Origin of the sequence: Pseudomonas cerasi, from assembly GCF_900074915.1 — a bacterium.
GTDB classification, from domain to species: Bacteria; Pseudomonadota; Gammaproteobacteria; order Pseudomonadales; family Pseudomonadaceae; genus Aquipseudomonas; species Aquipseudomonas cerasi.
The window spans coordinates 1440403-1456513 of the sequence record NZ_LT222319.1; the positions used below are offsets into that span (position 1 = coordinate 1440403).

Genomic DNA, 16111 nt, shown 5'->3' on the forward strand with positions numbered 1-16111 from the left:
CTGTCAGGGCGTTTCGAATTTCGAGTTGCTCCGGTCCGCATAGATGGCGCTCATCACGGCGATATCATTGCTGCTGAGCGTCTTGCCCACATTGATGATCTCGAAATCGCCGAGGGTCAGGCCGTTGGGGATATCGAAATGCATGACCGAATCACGATCGTAAGCCGAATGGTGGAAATCGGCGGCCTCGTACCTGTCGAAGAAATTGGTATTGATCTCTTCGTCACTCAACCCGGTTTGCGAAAGCAGTGAGCGCACCAGTGGTTCGTTCCAGGGGATGTTTGCCTGCGGATGTTGATGCTCGTGAACCGCGCCCAATGCGTGTCCGAATTCATGCAGAACGATACGTGTCAGGTCCAGCATTGGTTTCAGGTCAGCCGCGTACAGTTCTTTGACGTTGAACTCCATGGTCGATTCATCAGGCTCGGCCAGCAGGGTATCGGTGCCTATGGCGCTCCAGTTCAGATGTTCATTGAAGCCAATTCGGATATCGCTCGCTCCGTCCGTCACGAACTCGAATTTCAGGTTTATGTGCGGCAGCCATTTGCTTGCCGCTTCCACGATGGGGGCTGTGAGGGTGGCTGGAGGATTCTTAAGGAAAAGAACTTTCAGGGTTCGCCCGCGAGCCCAGTATTTGCTGAACGAAACCAGCAGGCGCGCCTGCTGCCTTGGCTGGCCGGTGTCGTCGGTTTCCGAGTTGTACGCAGGGTTGATAGCCGCGTTGGCGGGATTTTCGTGAATCGCTGCTTCATACGAAGCCTGGTGATTTCCAGCGCTGCGCATGCAGCAGGATGCGGGCAATTTTCCGCCTTTGGGAGCAGTGGATGCGGGCATGGGATTGGCCTTCATGGTGATTCGCTCCGTGTCCGGAAGCATGAAAAATGAAGGTTGAGAGTACGTTCACGCAGCGGGCGGGAGGTGGTAACTAATTACCCTGCCGCACATTGCATGCGGCGGGGTGATTTTTTTGGGTTTGGCTTTTACTTGCTCAGGAAGGCGCGGATACGTTCGGCCGCTTCGATGCATTCCGCCAACGGTGCCACGAGTGCCAGACGCACCCGGCCTGCGCCAGGGTTGACGCCGTCCACTTCGCGGGAAAGGTACGAGCCCGGTACTGCGGTGACGTGCTGATCGACGAACAGATCGCGGCAAAATGCAGCGTCATCGGTACCAACATTCGGCCACAGGTAAAAGCCGCCGTCCGGGCGCTGAACGTCGAGCACCGGGCTCAGGATGTCGAGCACCGCAGCGAACTTCTCGCGGTACAGATCACGGTTGGCGCGTACGTGCTCCTCATCACTCCAGGCCGCGATGCTGGCCAGTTGAGTCTGAACCGGCATGGCGCAGCCGTGGTAGGTCCGATACAGCAGGAAGGCCTTGAGGATCTCCGCGTCACCCGCCACAAAACCGGAGCGCAGGCCCGGCAGATTGGAGCGCTTGGACAGGCTGTGGAAGACCACGCAGCGTTTGAAATCCTTGCGGCCCAGCTCGACGCAGGCGCTGAGCAGGCCCGGCGGCGGGGTTTGTTCGTCGAAGTACAGCTCGCTGTAGCACTCGTCCGCAGCAATGACAAAGTCATGTTCGTCAGCCAGGGCAATGAGCTTTTTCAGGGTTTCAACCGGAATCAGTGCGCCGGTCGGGTTGCCTGGCGAGCACAGAAAGAGGATCTGGCAACGCTTCCAGATATCCGGGCTGACGGCATCGAAATCGGGATTGAAACCGTTCTCGCTCAGGCATGGCAGGTAGTGCGGCTGGGCTCCGGCCAGAAAAGCGGCGCCTTCATAGATCTGGTAAAACGGATTCGGGCTGATCACCAGGCCGTCATCACTGCGATTGACCACGGTCTGGGTGAAGGCGAACAGCGCTTCGCGCGTGCCATTGACCGGTAGTACATTGCGCGCCGGATCGATCCAGTCCTGTGGCACGTCGAACCGACGGCTGCACCAGCCGGCAATGGCTTCGCGCAGTGCCGGAATACCCAGCGTGGTCGGGTAAACCGCCATCTGATCAAGGTTGTCGGCCAGCGCCTTGGCAACGAAATCGGGGGAGCGGTGCTTCGGTTCGCCAATCGACAGCGCTACCGGACGCTTTTCCGGATTGGGCGTTACGCCGGCCAGCAAAGCGCGCAGCTTCTCGAACGGGTAAGGCTGAAGCAGTTGCATGGCGTTATTCATGGAACGTGTTCCTCAATGAGCTGCGTTGAGTCGATTCGTATGACCGAGTATTCATATGCTGATCCGTAAATCGCCGCCTGGCTCTGAGTTGACGCTCAGTTGCTTGACGATTGCATCCTGCAACTGGCGGCACAATTGTGGATCGGACAGCGGGTGATTGTTGGCGTCGGTGATGAAGAACACGTCTTCCACACGTTCGCCCAGCGTCGCAATCTTGGCGTTTTGCAGGGACAGGTCGAATTCCAGGAAAATTTTGCCGATGCGCGCCAGCAGGCCGGGGCGATCCGGTGCCAGCAATTCGAGTACGGTCACCGGACGCTGGGCGTCGTTGTGAATGGTGACTTGCGGTGCGAAAGCAAAGTGCTTGAGCTGCCGTGGCACGCGGCGCTTGATGATTGTCGGGTAATCATCCGGGTTGCGCAGGGCCTCGGTCAGGCCTTCGCGGATATCCTGAATCCGCTCCGGATTGTTGCCGATCGAACCGCCTTCATGGTCGAGAACGATGTAGGTGTCGAGTGTGAATTTGCTGCTGGACGTAATAATACGCGCGTCATGAATGTTCAGGTTCAGCTGGTCCATCGCCGCCACGGTCACCGCGAAGAAATCATGCTGATCCGGGGCGTAAATGAAGATCTGTGTACCGCCCTCGAATTCACGTTGCGTGGTCTCCTTGATCAGCACCAGCGGACCGCCGTCGGCCGGTTGCTGCAGAATTGCATCGCTATGCCAGGCCACATCGCCTGCGGTGTGACGCAGGAAATAGTCGTCGCCCAGCGCTGACCAGAGCTGCTCGACGTCATCCGGATCGGTGCCGTTGCGTACCAGAATATCCAGCGCGGCAGTCTGTGTGCGACGAATCTGTTCTTCGCGGTCGACCGGATTTTCCAGGCCGCGGCGCAAGGCTCGCTTGGTCTCGGTGTACAGCTGGCGCAGCAGGCTGGCACGCCACGAGTTCCAGAGCGTCGGATTGGTCGCATTGATGTCGGCGACGGTCAGCACATACAGGTAATCCAGATGCACTTCATCGCCCACGAACTGGGCAAAGTCGTGGATGACCTGCGGGTCGGAAAGGTCCTTGCGCTGGGCGGTGGTCGACATCACCAGATGGTTGCTCACCAGCCAGACGATAAGCCGGGTGTCCCACGCAGGCAGATGATGGCGCGTGCCGAACGCCTGTGCGTCGATTGCGCCCAGCTCCGAGTGATCACCGCCACGACCCTTGCCGATGTCGTGATAAAGCCCGGCCAGGTAGATCAACTCCGGCTTGGGCAGACGGCCCATGATCTTGCTGGCCAGCGGAAATTTCTCGGACACTTCGGTGTATTGCAGCTTGCGGAGGTGTTTGATCAGATTCAGCGTGTGCGCATCGACGGTATAGATGTGAAACAGGTCATGCTGCATCTGGCCGACGATATGGCCGAACTCGGGCAGGTACAGGCCGAGAATGCCGTAGCGGTTCATCCGGCGCAGGTTGCGATGAATGCCGATTTCGCATTTGAACAGCTCGATGAACAGGCTGGTGTTGCGAATATCGTTGCGGAAGTCATCGTTGATCAGGTGACGATGTTCACGCAGCAAACGAATGGTGTCGGCACGCACACCCTTTATTTCCGGATGCTGGGCCATGAGCACGAAGATTTCGATCATGGCAAACGGGGTGCGCTTGAAGACGTTCGGGTGGGTAGCTTCTATATAGCCGTCGTGCAACTGAAAGCGTGAATTGATCGGCTGTGCCGTACCGCTGTCGTCGGAAAGAATCACTTCTTCGAAATGCTGGATGATCAGATCGCTGAGTTCGGCGATGCTCATGACCACTCGGTAGTACTTCTGCATGAAGCGCTCTATGGCCAGCTTGGCATCGTTGTCTTCATAGCCCAGCAAGCCGGCGATGCGTACCTGATAATCGAACAGAAGCCGGTCCTCGGAGCGTCCGGCCAGCATGTGCAGCGCGTAACGCACCTTCCACAAAAACTCCTGAGAGGAGGCGAGCAGGGCGTTTTCGCTGCCCAGCAGGAAGCCTTCGCCTGCCAGCGCATGCAGGTTCAGCGTGCCGTACTGGCGTCGCGCTACCCAGAGGATGGTCTGAATATCGCGCAGGCCGCCTGGAGAACCCTTGACGTTGGGTTCCAGGTTGTATTCGGTGTCGTTGTACTTGTGGTGACGTTTTTTCTGTTCCGCGTGCTTGGCGAGGAAGAACTCCTTGCTTGGCCACATGTGCTCGGTGCTGGTGACTTCCAGCATGCGCTGGCGCAGATGCTCGGGGCCGGCGATGGTGCGGCTTTCCATCAGATTGGTGATCACGGTCAGGTCGGCGCGGCCTTCCTGTGCGCATTCGTTGACCGAGCGTACGCTCTGTCCGACTTCCAGGCCGATGTCCCACAGCAGCGTCAGAAACCGCTCGATGGGTTCGCGGAAAACTTCGTGGTCGTCGCTGTCCAGCAGGATCAGCAGATCGATGTCCGAGTACGGGTGCAGCTCGCCGCGGCCGTACCCACCCACCGCCAGGAGCGCGATGTCGGCGTCTTCACTCCATTCGAACTGATCCCAGGCCTTTTGCAGGATGTTATCGACAAACCATGCCCGGTCCTCGATCAGTCGTCGAATGTCACGGCCCGACCGGAAGCGCTCATCAAGGACGTCTCTCGCTTTGCGGATGGCCTTCTTGAACGCAGCGATGGGGCTGGCTTTCAAGGCCAGTTCGGCCTGGAACTGGCCACGATCGAACAAGTCTGGATCTACTTGCGGCATTGAGCAGTATTCCTCGTGTCGGGCTGTGCAAGTGACGGGCGTGGGTTCAGCCGGGCAGACTCGGGTCAGGGAGCCTTTTGGGCAATGGTGTCGTCGCTGCGCAAGGTGAAGATTTCGTAACCGTCGGCGGTCACCAGCAGCGTGTGCTCCCATTGCGCCGAGAGCTTGCGATCCTTGGTGATCGCCGTCCAGCCATCGCCGAGGATCTTGGTTTCAGGGCGCCCTTGGTTGATCATCGGCTCGATGGTGAAGGTCATGCCTTCCTGCAGTTCGATACCGGTTCCGGCCTCGCCAAAGTGCATGACCTGCGGCTCTTCATGAAACACCTTGCCGATGCCATGACCACAGAACTCGCGAACCACGGAGAAACCGTTCTTTTCAGCGTGTTTCTGGATGACGGCACCGATGTCCCCCAGGCGCGTGCCGGGCTTGACGATTTCGATGGCCTTGTACAGGCACTCCTGAGTCACCTTCGACAGGCGCTCGGCCCATACCGGAACGGTGCCGACATGGAACATCCTGCTGGTGTCGCCATGGTAGCCGTCCTTGATGACAGTGACGTCGATGTTCAGCGAGTCACCGTCCTTCAGCTTCTTGTCGCTCGGGATGCCGTGGCAGACCACCTGGTTGATCGAGGTGCAGATCGACTTGGGGAAGCCCTTGTAGTTCAGCGGGGCCGGGATCGCCTTCTGTTCGTTGACGATATAGTCGTGGCAGAGGCGGTCCAGCTCTTCGGTGGTCACACCGGGCTTGACGTGCGGCGCTATCATTTCCAGAACATCGGCGGCCAGGCGACCGGCGATGCGCATCTTTTCGATGTCTTCCGGGGTTTTGAGGGTGATGGTCATACGAATTCTCTCGGCGTGGCAGGCACGCGGTTGGTGCGCAAAGGCGCAATTCTATCAGACCGCCGGTGCCGGGTAATCATCGCTTCCTTCTATAGGCTGTCCATGAAGCTGCAAAGTCACCGCAAAACAAGCACTTGATGGGAGTTCCGTTCTCTTCCCTTTTATGATATAAAATGCGCCGCTTTCCAAGGTCCGTCCTTGAAGCACAAACCCACACACGTGTCGACACGATGACCTGGGTGCCCTTGGCAGATGCCATTGGTTGGTCATTGGGATACGTGGAGGCCTAACCCGACTTATCAAGGAACTATTTATGTCCCAAGTCAATATGCGCGATATGCTGAAGGCTGGTTGCCACTTCGGCCACCAGACCCGTTACTGGAATCCGAAAATGGGTAAGTACATTTTCGGCGCGCGTAACAAGATTCACATCATCAACCTTGAAAAAACCCTGCCTATGTTCAACGAAGCTCTGACTTTCGTTGAGCGCCTGGCTTCGGGCAAAAACAAGATTCTGTTCGTCGGCACCAAGCGTTCCGCTGGCAAGATCGTTGCTGAAGAAGCAGCACGTTGCGGTTCGCCGTACGTCGACCATCGCTGGTTGGGCGGCATGCTGACCAACTTCAAGACCATCCGTCAGTCGATCAAACGTCTGCGTGAGCTGGAAGTACAGGCTGAAGACGGTACTTTCGCCAAGCTGACCAAGAAAGAAGCCCTGATGCGTACCCGTGATCTGGAAAAACTGGATCGCAGCCTGGGTGGTATCAAGGACATGGGCGGTCTGCCGGACGCTCTGTTCGTCATCGACGTTGATCACGAGCGCATCGCGATCACCGAAGCCAACAAGCTGGGCATCCCGGTTATCGGCGTCGTCGATACCAACAGCAGCCCGGAAGGCGTTGACTACATCATCCCGGGCAACGATGACGCAATCCGCGCCATCCAGCTGTACATGGGTTCGATGGCTGATGCTGTTATCCGTGGTCGTAACAATGTTGCTGGCGGCACCGACGTTTTCGTCGAAGAAGCTCCAGCTGCAGCTGCTGTAGAAGGCTGAGTACAAACGCCTGGCGTTTACTCAGTACGCGAAAAGGGGGCTTAGCCCCCTTTTTGCCACCTAGGAAATGATTTGTCGGTCTGTAACCATGACCTCGCTGTCATGTGTTGCTGCCACCCTGATTTTTCAAGAATTGCACGCCCGGCCTGTCGGGTGGAATGGTTGAAGACCTATCCAAGAGGATTTTGAAATGGCAGAGATTACTGCAGCGTTGGTCAAAGAACTGCGCGAGCGTACCGGCGAAGGCATGATGGATTGCAAAAAGGCCTTGACCAAGGCTGGCGGCGACATCGAAAAAGCAATCGACGATATGCGTGCTTCCGGCGCCATCAAGGCCGCCAAGAAAGCAGGTAACGTGGCTGCTGAAGGCGCTATCGCCATCAAGGACGACGGTAAAGCCGCTGTCATCATCGAAGTCAACTCGCAGACCGACTTCCTGGCCCTGCAAGACGACTTCAAGGCTTTCGTTGCTGCAAGCGTCGAAAAAGCCTTCGCTGACAAGATGACTGATGCCGCTCCGTTGATCGAAGCTCAGGAAGCTGCACGTTTGGTACTGGTCGGCAAGGTTGGCGAAAACGTCAACATCCGTCGCCTGAAGCGTATCGAAGGTGATGTTGTAGGTACTTACCTGCACGGCAACAAGATCGGCGTAGTTGTTACCCTCAAGGGTGGCGACGTCGAGCTGGCCAAAGATATCGCCATGCACGTAGCGGCAAGCAACCCTGAGTTCCTGTTCCCTTCGGAAGTGTCTGCTGAAGCGATCGAGCGCGAGAAGAATGTCTTCCTGCAACTGAACGAAGACAAGATCAAAGGCAAGCCGGCTGACATCGTTGAGAAAATGGTTGGCGGTCGTATCACCAAGTTCCTGGCAGAAGCCAGCCTGGTCGAGCAAGCCTTCGTCAAGAACCCGGAAGTCAAGGTCGGTGATCTGGCCAAGAAAGCCGGCGCTGAAATCGTTTCCTTCACCTACTTCAAAGTAGGCGACGGCATCGAGAAGCCAGTTGATAACTTCGCTGACGAAGTGGCTGCTCAACTGGCTGCCGCCAAGCAGTAAGACGGTTTTTCAACTGTCGCCCCAAAGAGGCTGCCCGCTCACGCGTGCGGCCTCTTTGTCGAAAGAGAAAGGGAAATTTTCCTTGGAGATTGTGCTCACAAGGCTGCATTCTCCCGACGCGCGCAAAGCGTCAAGCTAAAGTAAGCGCAGGCTTGAAATAGCCCGCACAGATTTTTTTCAGAAAACGCCGCAGGAGAGATTCGCAATGGCTCAGCAGGGCAGTGGTTATCAGGCTCGCTATAAACGCATTCTACTCAAGCTTAGCGGTGAGGCCCTCATGGGCTCGGAAGAGTTCGGCATCGATCCCAAGGTGCTGGATCGCATGGCGCTGGAAGTCGGCCAGCTGGTCGGTATCGGCGTTCAGGTCGGTCTGGTGATCGGCGGCGGCAACCTGTTTCGTGGCGCGGCCTTGAGTGCTGCGGGCATGGATCGGGTGACAGGCGATCACATGGGCATGCTGGCCACTGTGATGAACGCCCTGGCAATGCGCGATGCGCTGGAGCGCGCTAATATCACCGCCATCGTGATGTCGGCCATTTCCATGGTAGGCGTGACCGATCATTACGACCGCCGCAAGGCCATGCGCCATCTCAGCTCGAAGGAAGTGGTGATTTTTGCTGCCGGCACTGGTAATCCGTTCTTTACGACCGACTCGGCTGCCTGCCTGCGAGCGATCGAGATCGACGCCGATGTAGTGCTCAAGGCCACCAAGGTGGATGGTGTCTACACTGCAGATCCGTTCAAGGACCCGAATGCCGAGAAGTTCGATCATCTGACCTACGATGAAGTGCTGGATCGCAAGCTGGGTGTGATGGATCTGACCGCAATCTGCCTGTGTCGCGATCACAAGATGCCATTGCGCGTCTTCAACATGAACAAGCCGGGTGCTCTTCTGAATATCGTCCATGGTGGCGCTGAAGGGACCCTGATCGAGGAAGCACAATAATGATCAACGAAATCAAGAAAGACGCTCAGACCCGCATGCAGAAGAGTCTGGAATCGCTGACCCATGCGTTCACCCGTATCCGTACCGGCAAAGCGCATCCGAGCATCCTCGGTGGAGTCATGGTTCCTTACTACGGTGCCGATACCCCGCTCAGCCAGGTGGCCAACGTCACCGTCAAGGACTCGCGTACCCTTCAGGTCGTAGCGTTCGAGCGCAACATGCTGGCCGCTGTCGACAAGGCCATCCAGAGCTCCGGTCTGGGTTTCAACCCGACCAACCTGGGTGAGTTGCTGCTGATCTCCATGCCGGCGCTGACCGAAGAAACCCGTAAGGGCTTCACCAAGCAGGCGCGTGATGCCGCAGAAGATGCCCGTGTGGCCGTCCGTAACATTCGCCGTGACGCCTTGAGCCAGTTGAAAGACCTGGTCAAGGAGAAGGAAATCAGCGAAGACGAAGAGCGTCGTGCGGCTGACGACATACAGAAGCTGACTGACAAGTTCGTGGCGGAAATCGAAGTTGCGGTCAAGCAGAAAGAAGCCGATCTGATGGCTGTTTAAGGTTTCGGACGCTTTCATGGAAAAGATAAAACCGGCCGTGACGCCCTCGGTGCCGCGCCATGTCGCGATTATCATGGATGGTAATAATCGCTGGGCCAAGAAGCGCCTGCTGCCAGGCGTTGCAGGCCACAAGGCGGGTGTCGATGCTGTGCGGGCCGTTATCGAGGTCTGCGCTGAAGCCCGGGTCGAAGTGCTGACACTGTTCGCGTTTTCCAGTGAAAACTGGCAGCGCCCGGCCGAAGAGGTGGGTGCGCTGATGGAGCTGTTTTTCACGGCGCTGCGCCGTGAAACCAAGCGCCTGAACGAAAACGAGATCAGCCTGCGTATCATCGGCGACCGCTCGCGCTTTCACCCTGAACTTCAGGCGGCCATGCGCGAGGCGGAAGTGCGCACCTCCGGCAACAGCCGCTTCGTGCTGCAGATCGCTGCCAACTACGGTGGGCAGTGGGACATCGCGCAGGCCGCCCAGCGGCTGGCGCGTGAGGTTCAGGCCGGACATCTGCAGCCGGAGGACATTACTCCCCAGTTGTTGCAGACCTGTCTGGCCACCGGCGACCTGCCGTTGCCGGATCTGTGCATCCGCACCGGCGGTGAGCACCGCATCAGCAACTTCCTGCTTTGGCAGCTGGCCTACGCCGAGCTGTACTTCTCCGACCTGTTCTGGCCGGACTTCAAACACGATGCCATGCGCGCTGCGCTGGCAGATTTCGCTTCTCGCCAACGTCGCTTCGGTAAAACCAGCGAACAGGTAGAAGCTGGAGCCCGGGCTTAATGCTGAAACAACGGATCATCACGGCACTCATTCTGTTGCCGATCGCCTTGTGCGGGTTTTTCCTGCTGACCGGCATGTACTTCGCCCTGTTCATCGGGGTGGTCGTGGTTCTGGGTGCCTGGGAATGGGCACGACTCGCAGGTTTTGCCGCACAGTCGATGCGTATCGGCTATGCAGCTGTGGTCGCTGTTCTGCTTTTTCTCATGTACCTGCTGCCGGGGCTCGAGCCCTGGGTGCTGGTTGCCGCAGTCATCTGGTGGGGCGTTGCGACCTTTCTGGTCCTTACCTATCCGGACTCGAGCAGTCACTGGGCAAGTGCAGCGTGCAAGCTGGTCATCGGTCTTCTGATTCTGCTGCCTGCATGGCAGGGTCTGGTTCTGATCAAGCAATGGCCGCTGGGTAACTGGCTGATTCTGTCGGTAATGGTGCTGGTCTGGGCCGCCGACATTGGTGCTTATTTCTCCGGCAAGGCCTTTGGCAAGCGCAAGCTTGCGCCCAAGGTGAGCCCTGGCAAGAGCTGGGAGGGCGTATATGGCGGTCTGGTGGTCAGTCTGGGCATCACGGCAGCAGTGGGCTTTTCCCGCGACTGGACGGTTGCGCAGTTCATTGCGGCGCTCTTCGGCGCAGCGGTGATCGTATTCATCTCGGTGATTGGCGACCTGACCGAAAGCATGTTCAAGCGCCAGTCCGGGGTCAAGGACAGCAGCAATCTGTTGCCTGGCCACGGCGGGGTGCTGGACCGTATCGACAGCCTCACGGCGGCCATCCCGGTATTTGCCGTTCTGCTCTGGGCCGCTGACTGGGGTGTCATGTGAGTGGGCCGCAACAAATTACCATTCTGGGTGCAACCGGTTCCATTGGACTGAGCACTCTGGATGTCGTTGCCCGTCATCCAGCGCTTTATCAAGTGTTCGCGCTCACCGGCTTCAGCCGTCTGAACGAACTGCTGGCCTTGTGCATCAGGCACACGCCGCAATACGCCGTAGTGCCTGATCAGGTGGTCGCCCGCAAACTGCAGGATGACCTGGCGGCTGCCGGGCTCGATACCCGGGTGCTGGTCGGCGAGGGCGGTTTGTGCGAAGTGGCCGCTGACCCACGGGTCGATGCGGTCATGGCCGCCATTGTCGGGGCTGCCGGCTTGCGTCCGACGCTGGCTGCGGTGGAAGCGGGCAAGAAGGTATTGCTGGCCAACAAGGAAGCGCTGGTCATGTCCGGCGCCCTGTTCATGCAGGCTGTTCGGCAAAATGGCGCTGTGCTTTTGCCCATCGACAGCGAACACAATGCGATCTTCCAGTGCCTGCCCGGCGACTTCGCCCGCGGGCTGGGTGCCGTCGGTGTCCGGCGGATCATGCTGACTGCCTCGGGCGGACCGTTCCGCGAAACGCCGCTGGAGCAGTTGCAGAATGTTACGCCAGAGCAGGCCTGTGCCCATCCGGTCTGGTCGATGGGGCGCAAGATCTCCGTCGATTCGGCAACCATGATGAACAAGGGGCTCGAGCTGATCGAAGCCTGCTGGCTGTTCGATGCGCGTCCGGATCAGGTCGAGGTGGTCATTCACCCGCAAAGCGTGATCCACTCGCTGGTCGATTATGTCGATGGCTCGGTGCTGGCTCAATTGGGAAATCCCGACATGCGTACCCCCATCGCCAATGCACTGGCATGGCCTGCACGTGTAGACTCTGGCGTTGCGCCACTGGATCTGTTTCGTATCGGCCAGCTTGATTTTCAGGCGCCGGACGAGGAACGTTTCCCTTGTCTGCGGCTGGCCCGACAGGCGGCGGAGGCTGGGGGCAGTGCACCTGCCATGCTCAACGCGGCCAATGAAGTGGCCGTTGCGGCATTCCTCGAAGGGCGTATCCGCTACCTGGAAATCGCCGGTATTATCGAGGAGGTTCTCGATCACGAGCCTGTCACTGCGGTCGAAGGGCTGGATGCGGTGTTCGCAGCTGACGCGAAGGCGCGTTTGCTGGCAGGCCAGTGGCTTGAGAGGCACGGGCGATAGCGACCTGAAAACCCGTCAGGGTGTGAGTGAAAGGGTTGATGTGGTGCGTCAACGGCGGGCCTGAAGGCCTGCAATGATTAACACACTGGCCGACCAGTCGGTACCCGGAGAAGACTGATGAGCGCTTTATACATGATTCTCGGCACCCTGATTGCGCTGAGCGTGCTGGTGACCTTCCACGAATTCGGCCACTTCTGGGTGGCGCGTCGTTGTGGCGTCAAAGTGCTGCGTTTTTCAGTAGGCTTCGGCACGCCTCTGCTGCGCTGGCATGACCGTCAGGGCACAGAATACGTGGTGGCTGCCATCCCTCTGGGCGGCTATGTGAAAATGCTCGACGAGCGCGAGGGTAATGTTCCGCCCGAGCTCGCTGACCAATCGTTCAATCGCAAGACAGTAGGGCAGCGCATCGCCATCGTGATCGCCGGCCCGACAGCCAACTTCCTTCTCGCCATCGCATTTTTCTGGGTGCTGGCGATTATGGGCAGTGAGCAGGTGCGTCCGGTTATCGGCGCAGTGGAGGCCGGAAGTATCGCCCAGCAGGCTGGCCTGACGGCTGGACAGGAAATCGTCGCTGTCGATGGCGAGCCTACTTCTGGTTGGGCCGGGGTCAACCTGCAGCTGGTCCGTCGTCTGGGTGAAAGCGGTACTATCGCTTTGAAGGTCAGGGATCAGGGTTCTACGGTCGACACCTCGCGTGAGCTGGTACTCAATGACTGGCTGAGGGGCGCAGAAGAGCCTGATCCGATCAAGTCGCTGGGTATTCGTCCGTGGCGTCCCGCGCTGTTGCCGGTGCTGGCAGAAATCGATCCGAAAGGTCCAGCGCAGAGCGCGGGGCTTAAAACAGGTGATCGCCTGGTTTCGATGGACGGTCAGCCGCTCAATGAGTGGCAACAGGTTGTCGATCGGGTACGCGAGCGTCCTGAGGCGAAGATTTCGCTGCGCATCGAGCGCGACGGCGTGCAGATGGACGTGCCGGTGACTCTCGCGGCCAAGGACGAGGGCAAGGCTGCCGCGGGTTACCTCGGTGCTGGTGTGAAAGCTGTCGATTGGCCACCGGAAATGCTGCGCGAGGTCAGTTACGGGCCTTTCGCGGCGATGGCCGAGGGTGTGAAGCGCACCTGGAACATGAGTGTGCTGACCCTGGACTCGCTGAAGAAAATGTTGTTCGGCGAGCTCTCGGTAAAAAACTTGAGTGGACCGATAACCATTGCTAAAGTGGCGGGCGCTTCGGCCCAGTCGGGCATCGGAGATTTTCTGAACTTCCTCGCTTATCTGAGTATTAGCCTGGGTGTTCTGAATCTGTTGCCCATTCCCGTCCTGGACGGGGGGCATCTGCTGTTTTATCTGATCGAGTGGGCGCGTGGTCGTCCCCTTTCGGAAAAGGTTCAAGGTTGGGGGGCGCAGATCGGTATCAGTCTGGTAGTGGGCGTAATGTTGCTCGCGCTGGTCAACGATCTGGGCCGACTGTAAAGCGTTGCCGAGTTGCGAATCTGCCGCATTTTGCGGCAGTTTGTTTATTGCCAGTTGGAATAAGAAAGGACTTCATGAAACGTCTGCTGCTAACTGCGGTTCTTTCCGCACTGATGATCGCTGAAGTTCACGCCGAGTCCTTCACCATCTCCGATATCCGTGTCAACGGCCTGCAGCGGGTATCCGCCGGCAGTGTCTTTGGTGCATTGCCGCTGAACGTAGGCGAGCAGGCGGACGATGGTCGTTTGGTCGATGCTACCCGTTCGCTGTTTAAAACCGGTTTCTTTCAAGATATCCAGCTGGGTCGCGACGGCAACGTGCTCGTCATCAATGTCGTCGAGCGCCCTTCGGTTGCGAGTATCGAAATCGAGGGTAACAAGGCCATTTCCACCGAGGACCTGATGAAGGGGCTGAAACAGTCCGGTCTGGCCGAAGGTGAGATTTTCCAGCGTGCAACCCTCGAAGGTGTGCGTAACGAGCTGCAACGTCAATACGTTGCCCAAGGCCGTTACTCTGCCGAGGTTGACGCCGAGGTCGTTCCTCAGCCGCGCAACCGCGTAGGCCTGAAGATCAACATCAATGAAGGCACCGTAGCCTCCATTCAACACATCAACGTGGTGGGCAACACGGTCTTCTCCGATGAAGACCTGACCGACCTGTTCGAGCTCAAGACCAGCAACTGGCTGTCGTTCTTCAAGAATGATGACAAGTACGCCCGTGAAAAGCTGTCGGGTGACCTTGAGCGTCTGCGTTCGTACTACCTCGATCGCGGCTATATCAACATGGATATCGCCTCGACCCAGGTGTCTATCACGCCTGACAAGAAGAACGTGTACATCACGGTCAACATCAACGAAGGCGAGAAGTACAGCGTCAAGTCGGTCAAGCTGAGCGGTGACCTCAAGGTCCCTGAAGACCAGGTCAAATCCCTGTTGCTGGTGCAGCCGGGCCAGGTCTTCTCGCGCAAGGTCATGACCACGACGTCCGAACTGATCACCCGTCGTCTGGGTAACGAAGGCTATACCTTCGCCAACGTCAACGGCGTGCCGACGCCGAACAACGAAGACCACACGGTCGATATCACCTTTGTCGTCGACCCGGGCAAGCGTGCCTACGTCAACCGTATCAACTATCGCGGCAACACCAAGTCGGAAGACGAAGTGCTGCGTCGCGAAATGCGTCAGATGGAAGGCGGCTGGGCATCGACCTACCTGATCGACCAGTCGAAAACCCGTCTGGATCGTCTGGGCTTCTTCAAGGAAGTCAACGTCGAGACGCCACCTGTTCCAGGCACCGACGATCAGGTCGATGTGAACTACGCTGTTGAAGAGCAGGCATCCGGTTCGATCACCGCCAGCGTCGGCTTCGCGCAAAGCGCCGGTCTGATCCTCGGTGGTTCGATCAGCCAGAACAACTTCCTGGGTACTGGTAACAAGGTCAGCATCGGTCTGACCCGCAGCGAATACCAGAGCCGTTACAACTTCAGCTACGTCGATCCGTACTACACGCCGGACGGTGTCAGCCTGGGTTACAGCGCGTTCTACCGCACCACCAACTACGATGACCTCGACGTTGATGTTGCAAGCTATGCGGTTGACAGCCTGGGTGCCGGTATCAACCTCGGCTACCCGATCAGCGAGACTTCGCGCCTGACCTACGGCCTGACCGTGCAGCAGGACGAAATCAAGACCGGCAAGTACACCGTTGACGAGATTTTTGACTTCGTCGAGAAGGAAGGCGACAAGTACCTGAACTTCAAGGGCTCGGTTGGCTGGTCTGAATCGACTCTGAACAAGGGCGTTCTGGCGACCCGTGGTCATTCGCAAAGCCTCGTGTTCGAATCCACCTTGCCGGGCAGCGACCTGTCGTTCTTCAAGCTGGATTACCGTGCTCAGTACTTCCATCCGATCACCGATAACTACACCCTGCGTCTGCACACCGAGCTGGGGTACGGTGACGGATACGGTTCGACCTCGGGTCTGCCGTTCTACGAGAACTACTACGCGGGCGGTTTCAACTCGGTACGTGGCTTCAAGGACAGCACTCTTGGTCCACGCAGTACGCCAAGTAATGGTTCCAAGCCAGGTACATTGGCGGACCCGGATCAGGATCCACTGCCGTTCGGCGGTAACGCCCTGGTTCAGGGCGGTGTAGAAGTCATGTTCCCGCTGCCATTCGTCAAGGATCAGCGCTCGCTGCGTACGTCTGTGTTCTGGGACGTGGGTAATGTCTTCGATACCAAGTGCGACTCGACCAGAACAAGCTCGTCAGGCAAGAAAGTCGAATGTAACGACATCGACCTTTCCGGCATGGCCAGCTCTGTGGGTATCGGCGTCACCTGGATCACCGCACTCGGTCCGCTGAGCTTCGCTCTGGCGATGCCGATCAAGAAGCCGGACGACGAAGCCGAAACGCAGGTTTTCCAATTCTCCCTGGGTCAGACCTTTTAAGCGTCTGATCTTTGATAACGCAACGAATTTTGT

At 58.1% G+C, this 16111-nt stretch carries 13 protein-coding genes; 9 read left to right on the forward strand and 4 right to left on the reverse strand.

Features of this window, described 5'->3' with window-relative positions:
* Positions 1-3: 3 nt before the first annotated feature.
* The 4 genes from PCPL58_RS09000 to map all read right to left on the reverse strand — a co-directional run bounded on the left by PCPL58_RS09000 (position 4) and on the right by map (position 5770).
* A complete protein-coding gene (locus PCPL58_RS09000) occupies positions 4-849 on the reverse strand; it encodes a matrixin family metalloprotease (RefSeq protein ID WP_065349262.1) in 846 nt (281 codons plus the stop codon).
* Positions 850-980: 131 nt separating this feature from the next.
* Positions 981-2174, reverse strand: coding sequence for a succinyldiaminopimelate transaminase (dapC, locus tag PCPL58_RS09005; RefSeq protein WP_065349263.1), 1194 nt, complete (start codon positions 2172-2174; stop codon positions 981-983).
* Positions 2175-2225: 51 nt separating this feature from the next.
* A complete protein-coding gene (locus PCPL58_RS09010; protein WP_003364865.1) occupies positions 2226-4922 on the reverse strand; it encodes a [protein-PII] uridylyltransferase in 2697 nt (898 codons plus the stop codon).
* A 65-nt stretch (positions 4923-4987) separates the two neighbouring features.
* Positions 4988-5770 (reverse strand): type I methionyl aminopeptidase, encoded by a 783-nt coding sequence (gene map / locus PCPL58_RS09015; protein ID WP_003391089.1) that lies wholly within the window; start codon positions 5768-5770, stop codon positions 4988-4990.
* 313 nt (positions 5771-6083) lie between these two features.
* On the opposite strand from map, the gene rpsB reads away from it, so the two are divergent.
* The 9 genes from rpsB (at position 6084) to bamA (ending at position 16078) form a co-directional block, all read left to right on the forward strand.
* Positions 6084-6827 (forward strand): 30S ribosomal protein S2, encoded by a 744-nt coding sequence (gene rpsB / locus PCPL58_RS09020; RefSeq protein ID WP_003314293.1) that lies wholly within the window; start codon positions 6084-6086, stop codon positions 6825-6827.
* 190 nt (positions 6828-7017) lie between these two features.
* Complete coding sequence (gene tsf, locus PCPL58_RS09025; protein ID WP_003364858.1) at positions 7018-7881, forward strand: translation elongation factor Ts; 864 nt, start codon at positions 7018-7020, stop codon at positions 7879-7881.
* Positions 7882-8086: 205 nt separating this feature from the next.
* Positions 8087-8827: a UMP kinase gene (pyrH, locus tag PCPL58_RS09030; RefSeq protein ID WP_003364856.1), complete on the forward strand. Its 741-nt coding sequence runs from the start codon at positions 8087-8089 to the stop codon at positions 8825-8827.
* Positions 8827-9384 carry a ribosome recycling factor gene (frr, locus tag PCPL58_RS09035; RefSeq protein ID WP_003433381.1) on the forward strand — a complete coding sequence of 186 codons (558 nt, stop codon included), beginning with the start codon at positions 8827-8829 and terminating at the stop codon, positions 9382-9384. Before pyrH ends, frr begins: the two co-directional genes overlap by 1 nt.
* Positions 9385-9400: 16 nt before the next feature.
* Complete coding sequence (uppS, locus tag PCPL58_RS09040) at positions 9401-10156, forward strand: polyprenyl diphosphate synthase (RefSeq protein WP_024661502.1); 756 nt, start codon at positions 9401-9403, stop codon at positions 10154-10156.
* Positions 10156-10971, forward strand: coding sequence for a phosphatidate cytidylyltransferase (locus tag PCPL58_RS09045; protein WP_003415535.1), 816 nt, complete (start codon positions 10156-10158; stop codon positions 10969-10971). Before uppS ends, PCPL58_RS09045 begins: the two co-directional genes overlap by 1 nt.
* On the forward strand, positions 10968-12158 hold the full coding sequence (gene ispC, locus PCPL58_RS09050; RefSeq protein ID WP_065349264.1) for a 1-deoxy-D-xylulose-5-phosphate reductoisomerase: 1191 nt from the start codon (positions 10968-10970) through the stop codon (positions 12156-12158). The genes PCPL58_RS09045 and ispC overlap by 4 nt, the downstream gene beginning before the upstream one ends.
* 117 nt (positions 12159-12275) lie before the next feature.
* Positions 12276-13628: a sigma E protease regulator RseP gene (gene rseP, locus PCPL58_RS09055; protein ID WP_065349265.1), complete on the forward strand. Its 1353-nt coding sequence runs from the start codon at positions 12276-12278 to the stop codon at positions 13626-13628.
* 74 nt (positions 13629-13702) lie between these two features.
* Positions 13703-16078 carry an outer membrane protein assembly factor BamA gene (bamA, locus tag PCPL58_RS09060; RefSeq protein ID WP_003433375.1) on the forward strand — a complete coding sequence of 792 codons (2376 nt, stop codon included), beginning with the start codon at positions 13703-13705 and terminating at the stop codon, positions 16076-16078.
* Positions 16079-16111 lie beyond the last annotated feature (33 nt).

What these genes read in the sequence shown, in the direction of transcription:
- PCPL58_RS09010 (WP_003364865.1), bottom strand. Translation starts at nt 4,922, where the DNA reads ATGCCGCAAGTAGATCCAGACTTGTTCGATCGTGGCCAGTTCCAGGCC.
- rseP (WP_065349265.1), top strand. Translation starts at nt 12,276, where the DNA reads ATGAGCGCTTTATACATGATTCTCGGCACCCTGATTGCGCTGAGCGTG.
- uppS (WP_024661502.1), top strand. Translation starts at nt 9,401, where the DNA reads ATGGAAAAGATAAAACCGGCCGTGACGCCCTCGGTGCCGCGCCATGTC.
- PCPL58_RS09000 (WP_065349262.1), bottom strand. Translation starts at nt 849, where the DNA reads ATGAAGGCCAATCCCATGCCCGCATCCACTGCTCCCAAAGGCGGAAAA.
- bamA (WP_003433375.1), top strand. Translation starts at nt 13,703, where the DNA reads ATGAAACGTCTGCTGCTAACTGCGGTTCTTTCCGCACTGATGATCGCT.
- PCPL58_RS09045 (WP_003415535.1), top strand. Translation starts at nt 10,156, where the DNA reads ATGCTGAAACAACGGATCATCACGGCACTCATTCTGTTGCCGATCGCC.
- pyrH (WP_003364856.1), top strand. Translation starts at nt 8,087, where the DNA reads ATGGCTCAGCAGGGCAGTGGTTATCAGGCTCGCTATAAACGCATTCTA.
- rpsB (WP_003314293.1), top strand. Translation starts at nt 6,084, where the DNA reads ATGTCCCAAGTCAATATGCGCGATATGCTGAAGGCTGGTTGCCACTTC.
- map (WP_003391089.1), bottom strand. Translation starts at nt 5,770, where the DNA reads ATGACCATCACCCTCAAAACCCCGGAAGACATCGAAAAGATGCGCATC.
- tsf (WP_003364858.1), top strand. Translation starts at nt 7,018, where the DNA reads ATGGCAGAGATTACTGCAGCGTTGGTCAAAGAACTGCGCGAGCGTACC.
- frr (WP_003433381.1), top strand. Translation starts at nt 8,827, where the DNA reads ATGATCAACGAAATCAAGAAAGACGCTCAGACCCGCATGCAGAAGAGT.
- dapC (WP_065349263.1), bottom strand. Translation starts at nt 2,174, where the DNA reads ATGAATAACGCCATGCAACTGCTTCAGCCTTACCCGTTCGAGAAGCTG.